Genomic DNA, 17,065 nt, shown 5'->3' with positions numbered 1-17,065 from the left:
TATTTTTTTGACAGGTTTGCTTCCTGTTCTCGAATTATATTCGGGTTGTATCTACTCGTTTGAATAGATCCCTTACACATCTTGGTGTTTGTCTTTGTTCAGTTTTCAATGAGCGTTGCTGTCTCGCGTCTTGCGCTGACAACTTCTATATATTACCATCGCTTCTTCTTATTGTCAACAAGTTTTTTGAAATATTTTTTATTTCTTTCAACTCGCTGTGAAGTGCTTGTAATGCCGTCCTCGTGAGGACAAGAGATAATATAGCACGGCTTACCGTCTAGTGTCAACACCTTTTCCTATTTTCTTGCATATATTTTTTAATTATTGTTTTTCTTGAAGCTAAACCCTTTAGAAGTGCTGATTTTAACTACATTCTTTGTTATACAGACAAGACTAGATTTAGGCAATTTTTTTGCTGACGTTTTATATTTATACAGTAATTTCAAGCTATTATATTGGACATATATTATACCACAAAAGAGAAAACGTTTCCAAATATAATCAAAAAAATTACCCTCCCAACTTTTTTGACGAGAGGGGCCTTTATTATAATCGCTGATTTAATTCTTGAGCAAGATTTTCAAAGCCTGGTTTGCCGAGTAACGCAAACATATTTTTCTTATAAGCTTCAACTCCAGGTTGATCAAATGGATTGACACCATTGAGATAGCCTGAAATCGCTACAGCTATTTCGAAGAAATAGATCAAATATCCTAAGCTATATTCATCCATCTTCGGAATTGTAATTACGAAGTTTGGTACTTGACCATCCGTGTGGGCCAATAAGGTGCCTTGGAATGCTTTCGTATTAACAAAATCCATAGTTTGCCCTTCTAAATAAGCCAAACCATCGAGATCCTCGTTTAGCTTTGGAATGTTAATTTGATGACGAGCTTGATCAACTTTAATGACCGTTTCAAACATTGTTCGTTTGCCTTCTTGAATATATTGACCAAGTGAGTGGAGATCAGTAGAGAAGTTCGCGCTTGAAGGATAGATTCCTTTTAAGTCTTTACCTTCTGACTCACCAAATAGTTGTTTCCACCATTCATTAAAATATTGGAGGCCTGGCTCATAATTGATCAATAGCTCCATATCTTTACCTTGACGATATAGGACGTTGCGTAGTGCTGCATATTGATAGGCCTGGTTTTGACTTAAATCTGGATTGGAATAGGCAGCCATGGCATCAGCTGCCCCTTGCATTAATTGATCAATGTCTGCTCCAGAAACAGCAATTGGCAGTAACCCCACTGGAGTGAGTACAGTAAAGCGCCCTCCTACTGCATCTGGAATGACGAAACACTCATAACCTTGAGCATCAGCTTCTTGTTTTAAGGCACCACGGGCTTGGTCTGTTGTCGCATAAATTCTCTTTTTAGCTTCTTCAGCCCCATATTTAGCTACTAATTTTTCTTTTAAAACCCTAAATGCAATGGCAGGTTCCGTTGTCGTTCCTGATTTTGAGATAACATTAATTGAGAAATCACGATCGCCAATAACATCTAACAAATCAGCTAAATATGTTGATGAAATACTATTACCCGCAAAGAAAATTTGCGGTTGTCCTTTATGTCCCGCTTTTAAATTGTAGAAAGAATGGTTCAAGAATTCAATTGCAGCGCGTGCACCTAAATAGGAACCACCAATTCCAATTACTACTAATACGTCGGAATTTGCCTTAATTTTTTGTGCCGCTTCTTTAATTCGGGCAAATTCAGCTTTATCGTAATTCTCAGGAAGATCAACCCATCCTGTGAAATCACTGCCAGCTCCTTTTTTAGACCGTAATTGTTGGTCAGCCGTCGTCACATAAGCCTGTAATTGAGTTAAGGCTTGACTTGAAAAAAATGACGTTGCTTTGCTGTAATCGAATTGAATGTGATTCATCTTGATCCCTCTATTCTTAAACTTTATATTTTATATCATATTCATCTGCTTCAATTGAAGCGACGGCCTGATCAATCCAAATTGGCATCTTATCCTGTAAAGTTTGGAAACCAATATTCGGTAAATAGCGTTTACGACGGCGTTTTATCCGAGCCGGAAACGGTGGTGTATTCAATTTATCAAGCACCCTCATTGATAGACTGATTTTTTTAGTATATTCGTCAATATCAATAATCATGACTTTTACCTGATCGCCAATGGAAACAAAGCCTTCTAGTTCAGTCATATAACCGTGTTTACACTCTGAAATGTGAACCAAGCCTTGTTCATCATCACAAAGACTGACAAAAACACCATAGGATTGAATCCCTGTTACTTGGCCTTCTATAATATCGCCAATTTTATATTCTGTTTTCATTCGTCTGTAGCTCCTTTACGCATATTATAAAGAAAATGCTAAGATAAGCCAATCCCTTTGTGAGAAAAAGCGTAAATGAGGCTAGTTTATACTAATTGATTCGATGCGAACTTCATTTAATGGTTTATCTTGAGCACCTGTTTCAACCGCTTCAATCTTTTCAACGATATCCATACCCGCTTTAACTTGCCCGAAAACTGTGTGACGGTGGTCTAACCAAGGTGTTCCACCTTTTTCTTCATAAGCGGCAATAATTTCTTCTGGGAAACCCGCTTGTTTCATTTGGCCTAACATTTGAGCTGGAACACTTGGAGCTGTAACAATAAAGAATTGACTACCATTCGTATTAGGTCCAGCATTTGCCATAGATAAAGCGCCACGAAGATTAAATAATTCTGGCGTGAATTCATCTTCAAACTTCGCCCCATAAATACTTTCGCCTCCCATACCGGTACCGGTAGGATCGCCACCTTGAATCATAAAATCTTTAATTACGCGGTGAAAAATAACGCCATCATAGTAACCTTTCTTAGCTAGTTCTACAAAATTCTTAACTGTTTTTGGCGCTAAATCTTCAAACAAAACAAATTCAATGTCTCCTAAATTTGTATGCATGGTCACGTGACTTTTTTGTTCTTCCATCTTTAATTGTGGTAAATTCATCATTATCTTTTCTCCTTCATTTTCAACTAAGGCTTTCGCTTAGTCACATTTTACTATACATTCACCATTTTTCAAAAATATTTTAATAGTTATCGCCACGCTTTTTTGCTATTATGTAAGATGAAAGTATAAAATCATAAAGGAGAAAAATCATATCTTATGAACCTTCCCTTGATAACAGCTTTTGCTGCCATTATTTTTACCCAACTTATTAAATATCCAATCGCTCAATTAACCAATAAGAAATCAGCTTCCATCGACTTAGTTACTTCAACCGGTGGGATGCCAAGCTCTCACTCGGCTGCAGTAAGTAGTCTTATTACAGCCTTAACTTTAGAACACGGCTTTGATTCACCCCTTGTGGCCATCGCGACTGTTTTTGGGGTCATCGTCATGTTCGACTCCATGGGGGTTCGTCGGCAAAGTGGAGAGCAAGGTATTGTCTTAGATATCCTCGCTCGTCACCATCTGGCTGAATTATCTGCTCTTCAACGAGAAAATATCACTCAAGCAGCCAACAGCAAGTTAAATCCTGTCATTGATGACTATGAAATTGATGACTACAAACATATGATAATCAACAAATATCTTGGTCATAAACCAACTGAGGTTATTGTCGGGGTTATCACTGGCTTTACTGTTGCCCTCTTTATTCGAATGACCTATTATTATTTTTTTAGTTAATTAATTAGAAAGGTGACATCATGCAACCAACACACGAAATGTTTGATATTACTATTATTGGCGGTGGACCGGTCGGTTTGTTCACCGCTTTTTATGCGGGCTTACGCCAAGCGAAAGTAAAGATAATCGAAAGTTTAGAATTACTGGGTGGCCAACCAGCTCACTTGTATCCCGAAAAAATCATCTATGACATTCCCGCATACCCTGCCATTACGGGAGAAGTCTTAACCAGCCAATTAATCACACAATTAGAGCGTTTCTATACTAGTTTCTGTTTAGGTGAAGAGGCCCTTGAGTTAGAACGATGCATGGATGACCAAGGTAAACCCTACTTTGTTCTCACCACCACCAAAGGCCAACATTACAGCCGAACGGTCATCATTGCTGCCGGTAATGGTGCCTTCAGACCACGGAAATTAAATCTAGAACAAGCCGAAAGTTATGAAGCAAATAACTTACATTATTACGTTAATAATCTAAAACAATTTGAAAATCAAAGAGTTGCTGTCTGTGGGGGCGGCGATTCGGCCGTTGACTGGGCATTAACCCTCGAACCGATTGCCAAAAAAGTGTATTTGATTCATCGCCGAGACGAATTTAGAGCTTTAGAACATTCCGTCCAACGATTAAGACAATCTCAAGTAGAAATTTTAACCCCATATGTCCCAAGTAAATTAATTGGCCAAGATAACCATTTGCAAGCTATTGAAATTACCAAAGCCCGTACGGATGAAAGTCAGCTTCTTGAACTGGATCACTTTATCGTGAACTATGGCTTTACTTCGACTATCGGCCAATTAAAAAATTGGGGACTTAACCTCCACCGCAATGCCATTCAGGTAGATTCCCACTACCAAACCAATATCCCAGGTGTTTTCGCTGTCGGTGATATTGCTGACTATGATGGCAAAGTTAAAATTATTGCCACAGGCTTTGGAGAAGCCCCTCTTGCGGTTAATCATGCTCTACATCATATCGCTCCCGACAAAGCTGTCCCTCATCTACATTCGACTAGTTTATTTGAAGACAGCTCCCACTAATCGACAACCAGAAATTCCCTACAGAAAATACAAAAACCACTTAAGTGGCTATCATTTCATATGATAAAGGCCAACTTAAGTGGTTTATTTTATTTTCAAACATCTATCCCAAACCCAAATAAGTAACTCGTAGATCACGATGATCATAATTAAATAGAGCATAAATAAAGATTCAGGCAGAACTTGAATGACAGGATCCACTAATGGATCGAACAACCATAACTGATTATTAAAAATCAATTGATGAAATAAGACAAAAAATTGATCAAAGGCAATAACAATCGCCAAAAGAACCACAAGAGGGCTAATATAGGCTAAACGTATCCACCCTTGCATCCATTTGACTTGTTTCGTTTTTCTAACCCAATAAAGCAAATAAAAATAAAGCACAGTCGCTAAAATTGCTGCAATAATCACGATGTGAAAAACAAATTTTACCTCGGCAAAATGTTGTAAGGCACCAGCTGAAGACGAGAAATACGGCATCTTTAAGCTTGAAATTTGAGGGTTTAATAAGTACGCCATTAACACATCAAAATTCTCTTGTAGCTGCCCTTGACTAAGGCCCGTTAAGGTCTGAAAATCATAGAAATTCAAAACAAGACGGTAAAGCCAAGAAGCTGACAGCAAGGTCAAGGCACTAGCCATCAGTATGCCAGAAATAATTAAGCCAAGAGTGCCTAATCCTTGTTTGAAACGAAAACCTACCATTCTAAAACCTCCAATGGGATAAGTCTTCAACTATATGCGTCGGTTGAACCTCATACTGGTCCAAATCAGCTAATTGGGTAAAGCCAGTTAATACCAAAATGGTGTCCATTTGTGCGTTAATTCCGGCCATGATATCTGTTTGATAATTATCCCCCACCATGACGACTTGGTCTTTATTTAAGTTCAAGCGTCGCAAGGCTCCCTCCATAATCGGTTCAAAGGGTTTACCCATTACGATTGGCGACTGCTGACTCGCCGCCTCTAGAAAAGCCGTGATAGCGCCTGAACCTGGCATCATCCCCCTTTCTGAAGGTAAACTAGTATCCCGATTCGTCACTAAAAAGCGTGCTCCTTGCCGAATAGCTAAAGTTGCCTGAGCGAGTTCTTCATAGGTGGACTGACGGCTTAAAGATTGAACCACAACCTGTGCAGAACTGTCTGCTACAATGTCAAAACCCGCTTGTTGTAACTGAGTCTTAAGAGCCTCCTCAGCTATGACCATAAGTTTTTGTCCAGGGAAATATTTAAGTAGATAGTCTACCATCGCCATACCAGATGTATAAATTTGTTCGGGACTAACCTCAATATCATTCTCTTGGGACAATTTAGCTGCCACTTGTTCAGGAGTTTTCGTTGCATTATTCGTAACGAACATAAAAGGAATTTGCCGAGCTTGCAATTCGTGAATGAAGGACTCGGCAGACGGTATCCGTTGTTTACCTAAATAGGTCGTGCCATCCAAATCAAGTAGAAAGGCTTGATAGGATTTCATAATTAAAGTCCACCTTTCTTTTCACTCTTCTTTTGTTTAATAACAAATGCCCCCTTGTCGGTTGCTACTTTGTTAGTGGGTTTGGTTGACGACTTACTTGAAGCGGCCTTAGGCTTAATGACAGGTTTAACTGCACTACCGCTATTATCACGCTTATTCTGGCTAGTTTGGTCTTTGTTTGGATTTTTCTTAATGACATTTTCTTGATTTCGTTTTGCGCCCGGTTTCCGCGATTCAGAAACTGCTTTTTTGTTTGTAGGACTTTTTACTGGCGTTTCGCTAGACCCTTTCGGTTTATCCATTTGATTTGATCGACGTTTACGTCGACCATATTGAGGCTTCCGCGTTGAAACTGGCGCACTTCCTGCGTTTTCTTTAACTTCCGGTTTGCTATTTTGTCGTTTTAACTTCAAGGCCTCAAATTTTTCAACCGCATTTTCTTTAGCTAAAACAAAATATTGGCAGCCAAAGTTACAATACTCTTTAAGATAATCGTCTAAGAAAGAAATTAACTGATCACGAGCAACTTTTGGCTGGTTCACTTGAAAAAAGCCCTTTAAGCGCAATTGTTCAAAGCCCCAATCTCCAACAATAAAGTCATACTTAGCAAAGTATTCTTGATATCGCTTGGAAAATGCTTCAAAGTCAAAGCCTTGTCGATAATCGACTACCACTTCATAGGCTTGTTCTTTAATAGTTAAATGAGTGTCATCGACCTTGACAATCTGTTTTTCCGAGATGTCATCGGCCAATAATTCAGCAATAGCTGAATCGATTTGTTTTGGTAAATTTTCTTCCGTATTATTATTCATAATTACTCCTTTATTGTTTCTATAGTCGAAAGTGGATAATGACGTTGCAAATATTTGCCTAAGCAATGGCGAATAAAATCAGGGAAATGTAAACAAGGCTGTCCCCAACGACCAATGCTTGGAAAATACGACAGGAACCATAAATGATCCACACTGACTAAGCGATATTGAGCCTGAGGGTCAATATCCGCTCCTTGATAAGTCCATGTTTGTGTCATACTATCATAATCTAACCCATCAAAGACAATTTGTCCAAAGATTTTCCCCCGAAAACCCATCCCACTGATGGCCTTATTCATTAAACTCTCTCTCTGCTGGTCTATTTCTGCTAATAATCGCAATAAATGATTTCCTCTCAATGAAAGGGTAATTAAATGCATGGGGTGCGGAAGTGTTTCATGAAGCTCTTTCTGACTCACTTTTCCTTGAGGTAGATCATTCAAGAATAAACCCGTATTGATAAAAGCGATATCGCAACCGGTCTCTTCTCTCATGGCAGCTAAAGTCACTTTAACCAGAGAAGTTGATGGATCATTAGAACGGACCGTCAAATCATGTGGCAAATTGGCGATGATTTGTTGTCTTAAAGCAGCCTTACCGAGGTCGGCATATGTGTCTTCTATTACTGGAAGTCTCATCTTATCACAAATTTCAGCAATTGACTCAACTCGACACGTAATCATTTTATCTTTAAGAATGTAGCAACCTGGCTGCTCCTGATAATTCGCAAGCATTGAGCCGTGTGGATTCAAATCCACTTCAATCCAACCAACGTAATGACCATATTTACCCGCTGCTGCTAAAATGCTTTCGTTTACTTGCTGACCCTGGGGCAAAAGATGGTGAGTATGAGCCCCCAAAATTAAATCTACTTGAGGGAAACGTTGAGCCAGACTTTGATCCACATCGTAACCAAGATGAGACAAGATAATGATTAAGTCGGGATGACTCTCTGTCATAATCAGATTTAACTGTTGCTCCAGACAAATTTCGGCTTCGATAGCTAAGTAACCGTTTCTCTCATAGGAAGCATAGGGTGCTGTTAAGCCAATGATGGCTACTTCCATTCCATTCTCAAAGCGTTCAACAGCATAGGCCTTTGCCCAAGAAGGCTGCGTATGACTAGATTGGTCCAAGATATTCGCTAGTAAAACTTGATGGTGGGCTGTTGAATAGATATCTTGGACCTGTTTGGGACTAAAGCCTAATCCTTCGTTATTACCTACTGTTACGTAGTCATAACCTACCCGATTAAATACTTCAGTCATGATTTGACCTTGAGTTGCTTCGACAAGCGGATGGGTAGCATCACAGGCATCGCCAACATCCATAATTAAGCAAGCCTGTCCGCGGTTAATCAGTGATTGGCGCATTGAAATTAAATATTGTTCAATATAAGGCCAGTTCTCCAAATGTCCATGTAAATCATTGGTATGTAAAATGCTTAATTTCATCCTTGCACCTACCTTCTACAATATTATACCAAGCCAACTCTCTTTCGACTAGGTAACATTTGTCTTGTTTTAACAAGGACCCTAGGGATAATCCAATTATTTTCTCAGTGCCCATTATTGCCAAAAAATTAATAAAGTGAGATACTAGAAGACAGAAAACACGTTAAGGAGGCGACTAACATGAAATGGAAAATTGTCACCGATTCGGGGTCAGATATTCGCCAAATCACTCCCAAGACGGACACCATTGCATTTCAATATGTGCCACTCGTCATTACCATTGATAACCAAGAATATATCGATGATGAAAATCTAGATCTAGAAACCATGCTTCACGCTATGGAAGTGTCTAAAAATGCAACTACAACCGCTTGTCCTTCACCTGATTCCTACGCTTCGAGCTTTCGTGACGCCGAAAACGTCATTTGTTTTACACTTTCAAAAGAAATATCTGGTTCTTATAATAGTGCTTGTTTGGCTAAAGATCTTGTTTTAAAAGAAAATCCAAATGCTAAAATTCATATTTTCAACACTCATACTGCCGGAACCGAAATGAATATTTTAGTTCACAAAGCAGTTGAGTTAGCTGAAAAAGGCTATGAATTTGAAGAACTTGTTGATCGAATGAATACGTATCATGAGCACACAGGAGTCCATTATTTGCTTGAATCCATCGACAATCTAGTAAAAAACGGTCGTGTAAATCGTTTCACCGGAACAATGATTGGGTTATTAGGGATTCGTTTAATTGGTCAACGTACTCCACAAGGAACTATGGAACTCGCTCATAAAGTTAAAGGTGAGAAGAAAGCTTTACGTCTTCTTTTAGAAGCTGTTGAAGAGAATGGCTACCAAGGAGGCACCATTGAAATTAGTCATGCCCTAAATGAAGAAAGTGCTAAAAAATTCAGTGAGCTTTTACTTGAAAAATATCCTAATTGCCAACCTCACATTTTATCTATGAGTGGCTTATGTAGCTATTATGCCGAAAAACAGGGCCTAATTATTGGCTATGATACCTTACCAGCAAAATAACAACACTTAACAATCTCGAATATTAATAAAGGGTTACTGCCTATTGTTAGTCAGTAACCCTTTTTTATCGCGTAGGCTATCAAATCTCCTCTAATTTCCTTGATTATCCAGCACTAATACGGCAACTAATCGAACGTAAGCACGCTCTTGATAATAGAAAGTTGTTGGCGAAAAACGGACTTGCAAATGTGCTGAAACAAACGATTGATAGTCAGTATTTCGCAAAGTATCCTTTAATAAACCATATAGATAATACCCTAATAAATCTGGGTGACTTTGCCAAGTTTTAAGATGAACATCCGATATGGGCAAAAATTGTTCATATAAATTTTCGCCTAAGCGTGCTTGGGCTTGCGGAAGATCACTAAACAGATCAGTAAAAACTCCACCGGCAACCGTTTGTTGGTTTAAATATTGGTAGTCGCTCAGTTCCTCAATTCGCTTCGAAACCCCTTGACTAAGATAATCCGCCGGCAGAATAGATTGCCATGATTGCTTAGACCGATCTTGATTCATTGCAGTTAAAAAAGCACCTTGAATCTGTTCTTGGTCAAGTTGATGATTTAAATCCTGAGCCAACTTGACACTCTTTCGAAGGATATCATCCTGTTGAATATTCTTATCAAACAAATGAGGTTCAGTAAAGGAGTATGGCTTTTCAAGACGCAGTTGTTGCGATAGACTATCAGGCCACTGAATTTGGTCTTCTTCTCCAAAAAGCAAATAAGCTGAGTACCGCAATTTAATAACGGTATCAGCTTCATGATATTGCCATATTTGACTTAGAGCTTCATGATCACGAATTCCCAAATAGAAGGCCGTTAATATCATGATACCTAACTTGATATATGTTTTAAGTGGTATTTTCTTCATAATAACCTCTATCCACTATAAAAATTACTGAGGCATCACAATAACCCACTGGTTGGCTAATCCTTTATTGCCAGCTCGGTCTTCAACTTCCCAGGTCACTAAATAATTACCAGGTTTATCTAAATCTAGTTTAGCTTTAGCAGAACTTTCCAGTTGCAAATTAGGTGTTAGGTCTTCTATGTTATTGTCAGTAGCAGAAGCAGAGGCTTTCTTGTCTTCAAATTCAGCTACCGATTGACTGCCAACTTTTAAATATACTGGATAACAAGTTACTTCAGGTGGTGTAATATCGATGGATGAAATATCTTCACCGTCTGCCTGCTCTTGATAACCATAAACATAAATAGGTCGAATAAAGATGGTTTCATTACCTGCCGCATCCACAGCTTGGTAGGTAACATATTTTATTCCTTGATCCGTTTCATCAAGTTCCATCCCTTCAACTAAATCACTTGAAAGAATTCTTAATTCCGTTTCTGAATCATGGTCATCCATGACAATGACATCAGCCATAAGATTTGGAACAGATGTATGAGTCGTTAAAGTTAAAGAAGGGGCAAGAATTTTCGGCGCAATTAAATCTTCTTGCGTCGTCGTTTCTTGGGCAAAGGCTGATTGACAAACCGATGTGAAATTAAAGGCCAAGAACACTAAACAGCTTAACTTAATAAAATAGGTTAAATTAGCGTTTTCCCAATGTCTCTTCACCTTTTTCACCCTCTCTTTGTCATCTATACCTTTAATATACCGTTTTCAGTCACTTATTTCAAGTAAAGCTGATTAAACCAACGGTACTATTTTGTTCATGAATCAACAAAGATTGTTTCAAATTTAAGCCACCACGATAACCACCAAGCCGTCCATTCTTATTAATAACCCTATGACAAGGCACAACAAACGAAATGGGATTTAGCCCAATGGCTGTTCCAACTGCTCGGGTTGCCCGGGGGCGCCCAGTAGCTTGTGCCACTTGACTATAGGACCGCGTTTCTCCTAAAGGAATGGATTGCAAATAATGCCAAATACTGTGTTGCCAAGGCGTTCCATAAAGAAAATCTACTGGAAACTGTGAATAGTCGATAGCTTGACCAGTAGTAAAATACTTTGCTAGCTGAGACGCAAATAGGTTCACTTCATGGGGATTATGTCGGTAATTAGCTTTGACTTTATGATTTTCCAAGAAAGCAATCGCTTGCTCAAGCGTCTCCCCTAATGGTCCTACATAGCAACAACGACCCTCATGAACCATCACAGGAAACTTAATTTGTTTATTCACTTCTACTAGATCATAACTGATATCCATCATTTACCCCATGAAAATATGTTTTTCAAAATAACTGCGATCAAAAATCGTAATTCGGCGACGATTAAAATCAATCAACCCTTGACTCGTTAAATCACGGACCACTTTACCAGCTGTTTCTCGAGTTGTGCCTGCTACTACAGCTAGTTCATTGATTGTCAAAGGATATGGAATAACGGTTGTTTCGCCCACAACAGTCCCCATATCTATCATCCAAAGACTTAGAGATTGAATAACCCGATCAACTGCTGAAGAAATTGCAGTCAACTGTAACCGAGTCTCATGAAAAACCAAAATCTCTGAAATTTTACCATACATGTAGCGCAATTGATTGGTATTTTGAGCAACTAAACTCTCAATCAGCTTATTCGGAATAAGAAGGAGATCAATATCTGTCATGGCAATTGCACTGTGTGTATAATCATGCTGTCCAAATACCCCACCATAAGGAAAGAACGAATGACCTTTTATATAGTCAAAATATAAATACTCATCGTTAGAGTCTGCTTTTTCCAAACGAATAAGGCCCTTTAACAGGAAGAAAGAATATCTTTTTGGATCAGCTTGGAAGAATAAAATTTGCCCTTTTCGATACTGATGAATAACGGATTCTTCTTTAATTTTTGTCATCTCTTCAGTTGTAAATCGCGAGAAGAATTCTTCATTTGGTAGTTCTTCCATGTAATCTTCTAAATCACGGTTCATCTTGAATCCCTCCGATTCATCAAATTTTCCATCACTCCTATTATCCATATAAATAATAATATGTGCAAGATTTGTCATAAAAAAAGTGAAATTTATCACCTTAATCACAAAAATTTGTGAGAATATATTGACTCACTAAATCATTTACTCAAAAAAATAAAATCCTTTATCTTATATATTTCCAAACTGTCTAAAATGGCCTACCTAAATATATATATTCCAAATAGCATATTTAGCAAAAAATGCGGTAGGCAATATTCAGCCCACCGCATCTTTCAAAAAAAGTATTAACAACCCAATTACATCTTATTAGGTGCATCGATACCCAATAAGCCTAAACCATCTTTTAAGACTGTAGCAACTGCATTAACCAACGCAATTCGAGCTTCAATCTGATCATCTTGATCTAAGATACGTGTATTACCATAGTATTTATTAAATAATTGACTCAATTGAATTAAGTATTTAGCAATAACCGATGGTTCATATTTTTCACGTGCTTGCACAATCGTTTGGTCATAAGTAGAAAGCTTCTTGACAATTTCCCAACTATAATTATCGTTTAATTCCAGTGTTTTAGCTAAATCGACTTCCTTGCCGAATTTTTCAAGAATCGAACGAGAACGTGCATGCGTATATTGAACATATGGCCCTGTTTCTCCTTCAAATTGAACAATTTCATCCAAGTTAAAATTGAAGCTGTTCATCCGATCTGTCTTAAGGTCATGGAAAACAACCGCCCCTACCCCAACTTGAGAGGCCACTTCTTCTTTATTTGGAAGATCAGGATTTTTCACTTCGATTTGTTTTAGAGCAATTTCAGTTGCTTCGTGTAAAACATCTTCAAGTAAAACAATTTCGCCTTTACGCGTTGACATTTTACGACCATTAATTGTAATTAAGCCAAATGGAATATGATGCATATCATCCGACCAATCATTACCTAAACGTTTAAGAACCGCTTTTAACTGACGGAAATGGTTGGCTTGTTCGTTACCCACGACATAAACATTCTCGGCAAAATCAAAGGTTTTCTTACGGTAATAAGCTGTCGCAAGGTCACGAGTAAGATATAAGGTTGCTCCATCCGATTTTTTAATTAATGCAGGTGGAAGCTCTTCATCATCTAACATAACTAAAGTAGCCCCATTTTCAATAGTCGAAATACCCTTTGCTTCAAGTTCTTCGACAATAGGCTGCATTTTATCGTTGTAGAATGATTCGCCCGTATTGTAATCAAATTTGATATTTAATAAACGATATACTTTATCAAATTCTTTCAACGACTCATCTTTAAACCATTGCCATAATGCAACAGTTTCTTCATCCCCATCTTCAAGTTTCTTAAAGACAGCCCGAGCTTCATCATCCAATGATGGATCGAGTTCTGCTTTTTCGTGGAATTCAACATACAATTTTACAAGTTCTTTAACAGGATCTTGTTTTACAACCTCTTCATCACCCCACAAGCGATAAGCAACAATTAACTTACCGAATTGAGTTCCCCAGTCACCTAGGTGGTTAATGTTAATCGAATGATAGTTTAATTTAGCAAAAATATTAGATAAAGCATTTCCAATTACTGTTGAACGCAAATGTCCCATTGACATAGGTTTAGCTATATTTGGCGAGGACATATCGAAGGTCACATTCGCCCCATGACCTAAATCTTGAGAACCATAATTTGAACCATTTTCAAGAACTTCATGAATAATCCGATTCGACATAATCTTACGGTTAATGAAGAAATTAATATAGGGACCTGTAGCAACAACATTGTCAAATTGTTCTTTTTCAATTTGCTCAACTAGTTCTTGCGCGATTACTTGCGGTGCTTTACGAAATTGTTTAGCTAAAGTAAATACTGGAAACGCTAAATCTCCAAATTCTGAATTACTTGGAATTTCAATTAAATTTGCAATCGCGTCATCACTTAAATATTCACCAACAAGCGGCTTTAATACTTCAACAATAATGGCTTTACTTTCCATTTTACTCTCTCCTATTAATTCAATTTGGGCTGTTGGCCCAGTATAGTGGGATATCCCAACAAAAAATGCGCCTCTAGGGAATTCCCTAGAGGCGCATTGAACTTACAATACACGGTACCACTCTACTTAATCAGACACAGCGGGTCTAATTATCTCAAATTGTTAACGAAGCAAGCGCTCCGATTATGGCTATCTTAGTAAAACTATTTTCACCATAACACAATCGAAAGTGCGGTTCGACAATTGTAACTTGTTGGCTCTCAACAACCCAACTTGCTGTAAAGTATCCGTTTGTCTACTCTCTTTCTCGCTTTAAATATTATGAATAGTATTTTAACAGACTCTTTGAAAATTTGCTAGTCAAAATCCAAATAATTTTACAAGGAAAATTATTTAACGATGATTGTTCCAGCACCATTAGCGATTAATTGTTCTAAGTTTTCTAATGAAGTAATAACAGCTTCGCTTTCTGGAGCATTCTTAACGAAGCCGATAGCTGCTTCAACTTTAGGTAACATAGAACCTGGTGCAAATTGGTTTTCACCAATATATTTTTCTAAGTCAGCAACACTTACGCGTTCTAATTTCATTTGATCAGGTTTGTTGAAGTTAACGAATACATAGTCAACACCTGTTAAAACGATAAACATATCAGCATCGATTAATTGAGCTAATAATTGTGAAGCGAAGTCTTTATCGATAACAGCTTCAACACCAGTTAATTTGTCATCGTCACCTTTAACAACTGGGATACCGCCTCCACCAGCAGCTACAACAACGTGACCAGATTCAATTAAATCTTTAATAACGCCGATTTCTTTGATACCAACTGGTTTTGGTGATGGAACAACTTTTCTCCAACCACGGCCAGCATCTTCAACAAATGTAGCACCTGTTGTTTCCATTTCTTTCTTAGCTTCTTCTTCAGAATAGAAAGGTCCGATTGGTTTAGTAGGATTAGCGAAAGCTTTGTCATCTTTGTCAACGATAACTTGAGTTACTACAGAAGCAACTTCTTTCTTGATTCCGCGTTCTGTCAAAGCGTTTTGTAACGCATTTTGTAACCAGAAACCAATTGATCCTTCAGTCATAGCTACTAAAGAATCTAATGGGAAAGCTGGGTTCTTTTCAGAGTTTGCAGCGATATTTTGTAATAATAAGTTACCTACTTGTGGTCCGTTACCGTGAGTTACGATTAAGTCGTCACCGTTTTCGATTAATTTTACTAAATATTCAGCTGTTTGTCTTAAAGCTTCTTGTTGTGCTTGTGCAGTTGGATCAGAAGAAAGGATGGCATTTCCACCTAAAGCAACGACGATTTTACGTTTTGTCATGTATAAAAACCCCTTTTTTAAATATATTAATTATTTGCAAGCTAATTTTTCAATAGCGTGAGCATAAATTTCCATTGACTCATAGATATTCTTAAGTGGCATGCATTCATCCACTTGGTGGAAGGTTACTTCCACATCATCTGTAATTGCTCCAAAAGCAACACAGTTTTCCATCGTACGAGCAAATGTTGCACCACCAGAGCTGATTGGTTCCGTCATATCACCTGTTAATTCACGATAAACAGACAATAAGGTAGTTACCAATTCACTATCAAGTGGAACATAAAGTGATGCTAAGTAGTCATATTCTTCATAAGTTAAGCCAAACTCTTCAGCTTTAGATGCAAATGATGCTGCTAAAGCTTCTTTATCAGCCGTAACAGGAATTCGGAAGTCAACACCGATTTTCGACTCTTCTGGAGTAATGATTAATTTAGCAATATTTACGGTTAATTTGCCGCTAGCTTCATCTTCAACATCGCCAAAGATTGCTTTTGCAAACACATCTTGTTTGAATGTTTGCAAGAAATCTAGCATTGGATGAGAATAAACACTAGATAAGGCTTCTGCTAAACGAGTAACAGCATTAATACCTTGATCAGCGTCCTTAGAGTGTACTGATTTACCTAAAACAACTAAACCGCCATCTTTTTCAGTTAAATCATATCCAAGTGAAGCCAAAGTTTCTTTTACTTGATCAAGTTTGTCACCTTGATAAACAGCTTTATCAGGAACAACGTTAAACGCCCCATTATTATTCAAGACTAAATCTTGGCTTCCAGGACCTTTAACCCAACTTTGTAATAAACCTTTTTCGGCATAAGTTAATGGGAATTCAGCATCCGGAGCAAAGCCATAGGTTGCTTTTTCTTCCTTCTCAACATAGCGATTTAAACAACGCCATAAGTTTTCTTCGTCTGTACCAAAAATGAAACGAATGCGTTTATTGAAAGTTTTACCTTGTTCAACTAAAGCTTTCACTGCAAATAACGCCGCTACAGTTGGTCCTTTATCATCTTGAGTTCCACGACCATAAAGTTTGCCGTCACGAACTTCTGCTTTAAATGGATCAGAAGTCCATTCTGAAACATCCCCTGCAGGAACAACGTCAAGGTGACAAAGAATCGCTAACGATTCAGTTCCTTCACCAATTTCAGCATAACCATAGTATCCTTCAGGATCAAGATAGGTTCTAAAACCTAACTTTTCGCAGTCACTTAAAGCAGCTTCTAAACAACGTTGAATTTCTGCCCCAAAAGGTGTGTCAGTTGCTGTTTCATCTAAAACAGATGGATAGGATACCCAGTGTTTAATCATTTCAACAGCTTGTTCTTGAACATTTTTTGTTAATACATATTCCATTCAAACAACACTTCCTTT

At 38.0% G+C, this 17,065-nt stretch carries 17 protein-coding genes; 3 read left to right on the top strand and 14 right to left on the bottom strand.

Annotation, left to right across the window (positions count from 1 at the left end):
* Window positions 1–546: 546 nt before the first annotated feature.
* The 3 genes from EIH20_RS04225 to EIH20_RS04215 form a co-directional block, all read right to left on the bottom strand.
* On the bottom strand, window positions 547–1,890 hold the full coding sequence (locus EIH20_RS04225) for a glucose-6-phosphate isomerase (protein WP_124058115.1): 1,344 nt from the start codon (window positions 1,888–1,890) through the stop codon (window positions 547–549).
* 16 nt (window positions 1,891–1,906) lie between these two features.
* Entirely contained in the window at window positions 1,907–2,308 is a 402-nt protein-coding gene (locus EIH20_RS04220) for a CvfD/Ygs/GSP13 family RNA-binding post-transcriptional regulator (protein ID WP_124058114.1), read from the bottom strand.
* Window positions 2,309–2,389: 81 nt separating this feature from the next.
* The gene (locus EIH20_RS04215) at window positions 2,390–2,974 is read right to left on the bottom strand and encodes a peptidylprolyl isomerase (RefSeq protein WP_124058113.1); all 585 of its coding nucleotides are present in this window, start codon (window positions 2,972–2,974) and stop codon (window positions 2,390–2,392) included.
* Between the two features lie 168 nt (window positions 2,975–3,142).
* Here EIH20_RS04215 and EIH20_RS04210 point away from each other — a divergent pair, with 168 nt between their 5' ends.
* Together EIH20_RS04210 and EIH20_RS04205 are read left to right on the top strand one after the other, a co-directional pair.
* Complete coding sequence (locus EIH20_RS04210) at window positions 3,143–3,655, top strand: divergent PAP2 family protein (RefSeq protein ID WP_338133172.1); 513 nt, start codon at window positions 3,143–3,145, stop codon at window positions 3,653–3,655.
* A 20-nt stretch (window positions 3,656–3,675) separates the two neighbouring features.
* The gene (locus EIH20_RS04205; protein WP_124058111.1) at window positions 3,676–4,695 is read left to right on the top strand and encodes an NAD(P)/FAD-dependent oxidoreductase; all 1,020 of its coding nucleotides are present in this window, start codon (window positions 3,676–3,678) and stop codon (window positions 4,693–4,695) included.
* Window positions 4,696–4,779: 84 nt separating this feature from the next.
* Here EIH20_RS04205 and EIH20_RS04200 read toward each other — a convergent pair whose 3' ends face one another.
* From EIH20_RS04200 to EIH20_RS04185, 4 genes are read right to left on the bottom strand one after another with little or no spacing between them, the layout of a single operon-like run.
* Entirely contained in the window at window positions 4,780–5,406 is a 627-nt protein-coding gene (locus tag EIH20_RS04200) for a TIGR01906 family membrane protein (protein WP_124058110.1), read from the bottom strand.
* 1 nt (window position 5,407) lies between these two features.
* Window positions 5,408–6,178, bottom strand: a complete 771-nt coding sequence (locus tag EIH20_RS04195) for a TIGR01457 family HAD-type hydrolase (RefSeq protein ID WP_124058109.1) — start codon at window positions 6,176–6,178, stop codon at window positions 5,408–5,410.
* A 2-nt stretch (window positions 6,179–6,180) separates the two neighbouring features.
* On the bottom strand, window positions 6,181–6,990 hold the full coding sequence (locus EIH20_RS04190) for a YutD family protein (RefSeq protein WP_124058108.1): 810 nt from the start codon (window positions 6,988–6,990) through the stop codon (window positions 6,181–6,183).
* Between the two features lie 2 nt (window positions 6,991–6,992).
* Window positions 6,993–8,444, bottom strand: a complete 1,452-nt coding sequence (locus EIH20_RS04185) for a bifunctional metallophosphatase/5'-nucleotidase (protein ID WP_124058107.1) — start codon at window positions 8,442–8,444, stop codon at window positions 6,993–6,995.
* Window positions 8,445–8,624: 180 nt separating this feature from the next.
* Here EIH20_RS04185 and EIH20_RS04180 point away from each other — a divergent pair, with 180 nt between their 5' ends.
* On the top strand, window positions 8,625–9,479 hold the full coding sequence (locus tag EIH20_RS04180; RefSeq protein ID WP_124058106.1) for a DegV family protein: 855 nt from the start codon (window positions 8,625–8,627) through the stop codon (window positions 9,477–9,479).
* Window positions 9,480–9,569: 90 nt separating this feature from the next.
* Here EIH20_RS04180 and EIH20_RS04175 read toward each other — a convergent pair whose 3' ends face one another.
* The 7 genes from EIH20_RS04175 to EIH20_RS04145 form a co-directional block, all read right to left on the bottom strand.
* Window positions 9,570–10,352, bottom strand: coding sequence for a hypothetical protein (locus EIH20_RS04175; RefSeq protein WP_124058105.1), 783 nt, complete (start codon window positions 10,350–10,352; stop codon window positions 9,570–9,572).
* A gap of 24 nt (window positions 10,353–10,376) precedes the next feature.
* Window positions 10,377–11,060 carry a DUF5011/hyalin repeat domain-containing protein gene (locus tag EIH20_RS04170; RefSeq protein WP_124058104.1) on the bottom strand — a complete coding sequence of 228 codons (684 nt, stop codon included), beginning with the start codon at window positions 11,058–11,060 and terminating at the stop codon, window positions 10,377–10,379.
* Between the two features lie 58 nt (window positions 11,061–11,118).
* Window positions 11,119–11,655, bottom strand: coding sequence for a methylated-DNA--[protein]-cysteine S-methyltransferase (locus EIH20_RS04165; RefSeq protein ID WP_206424099.1), 537 nt, complete (start codon window positions 11,653–11,655; stop codon window positions 11,119–11,121).
* A gap of 3 nt (window positions 11,656–11,658) precedes the next feature.
* Entirely contained in the window at window positions 11,659–12,438 is a 780-nt protein-coding gene (locus EIH20_RS04160) for a Crp/Fnr family transcriptional regulator (protein ID WP_241152381.1), read from the bottom strand.
* Window positions 12,439–12,659: 221 nt separating this feature from the next.
* Window positions 12,660–14,351 (bottom strand): arginine--tRNA ligase, encoded by a 1,692-nt coding sequence (gene argS, locus EIH20_RS04155; protein ID WP_124058103.1) that lies wholly within the window; start codon window positions 14,349–14,351, stop codon window positions 12,660–12,662.
* A 389-nt stretch (window positions 14,352–14,740) separates the two neighbouring features.
* A complete protein-coding gene (arcC, locus tag EIH20_RS04150; protein ID WP_124058102.1) occupies window positions 14,741–15,685 on the bottom strand; it encodes a carbamate kinase in 945 nt (314 codons plus the stop codon).
* A gap of 30 nt (window positions 15,686–15,715) precedes the next feature.
* A complete protein-coding gene (locus EIH20_RS04145; protein WP_124058101.1) occupies window positions 15,716–17,047 on the bottom strand; it encodes a M20 family metallopeptidase in 1,332 nt (443 codons plus the stop codon).
* Between the last annotated feature and the right edge of the window lie 18 nt (window positions 17,048–17,065).

The organism is Vaginisenegalia massiliensis (assembly GCF_900604935.1).
GTDB classification, from domain to species: Bacteria; Bacillota; Bacilli; order Lactobacillales; family Aerococcaceae; genus Vaginisenegalia; species Vaginisenegalia massiliensis.
The sequence above is the reverse complement of the archived record's forward strand: the minus strand, read 5'-3'. Positions and strand labels throughout refer to the sequence as shown.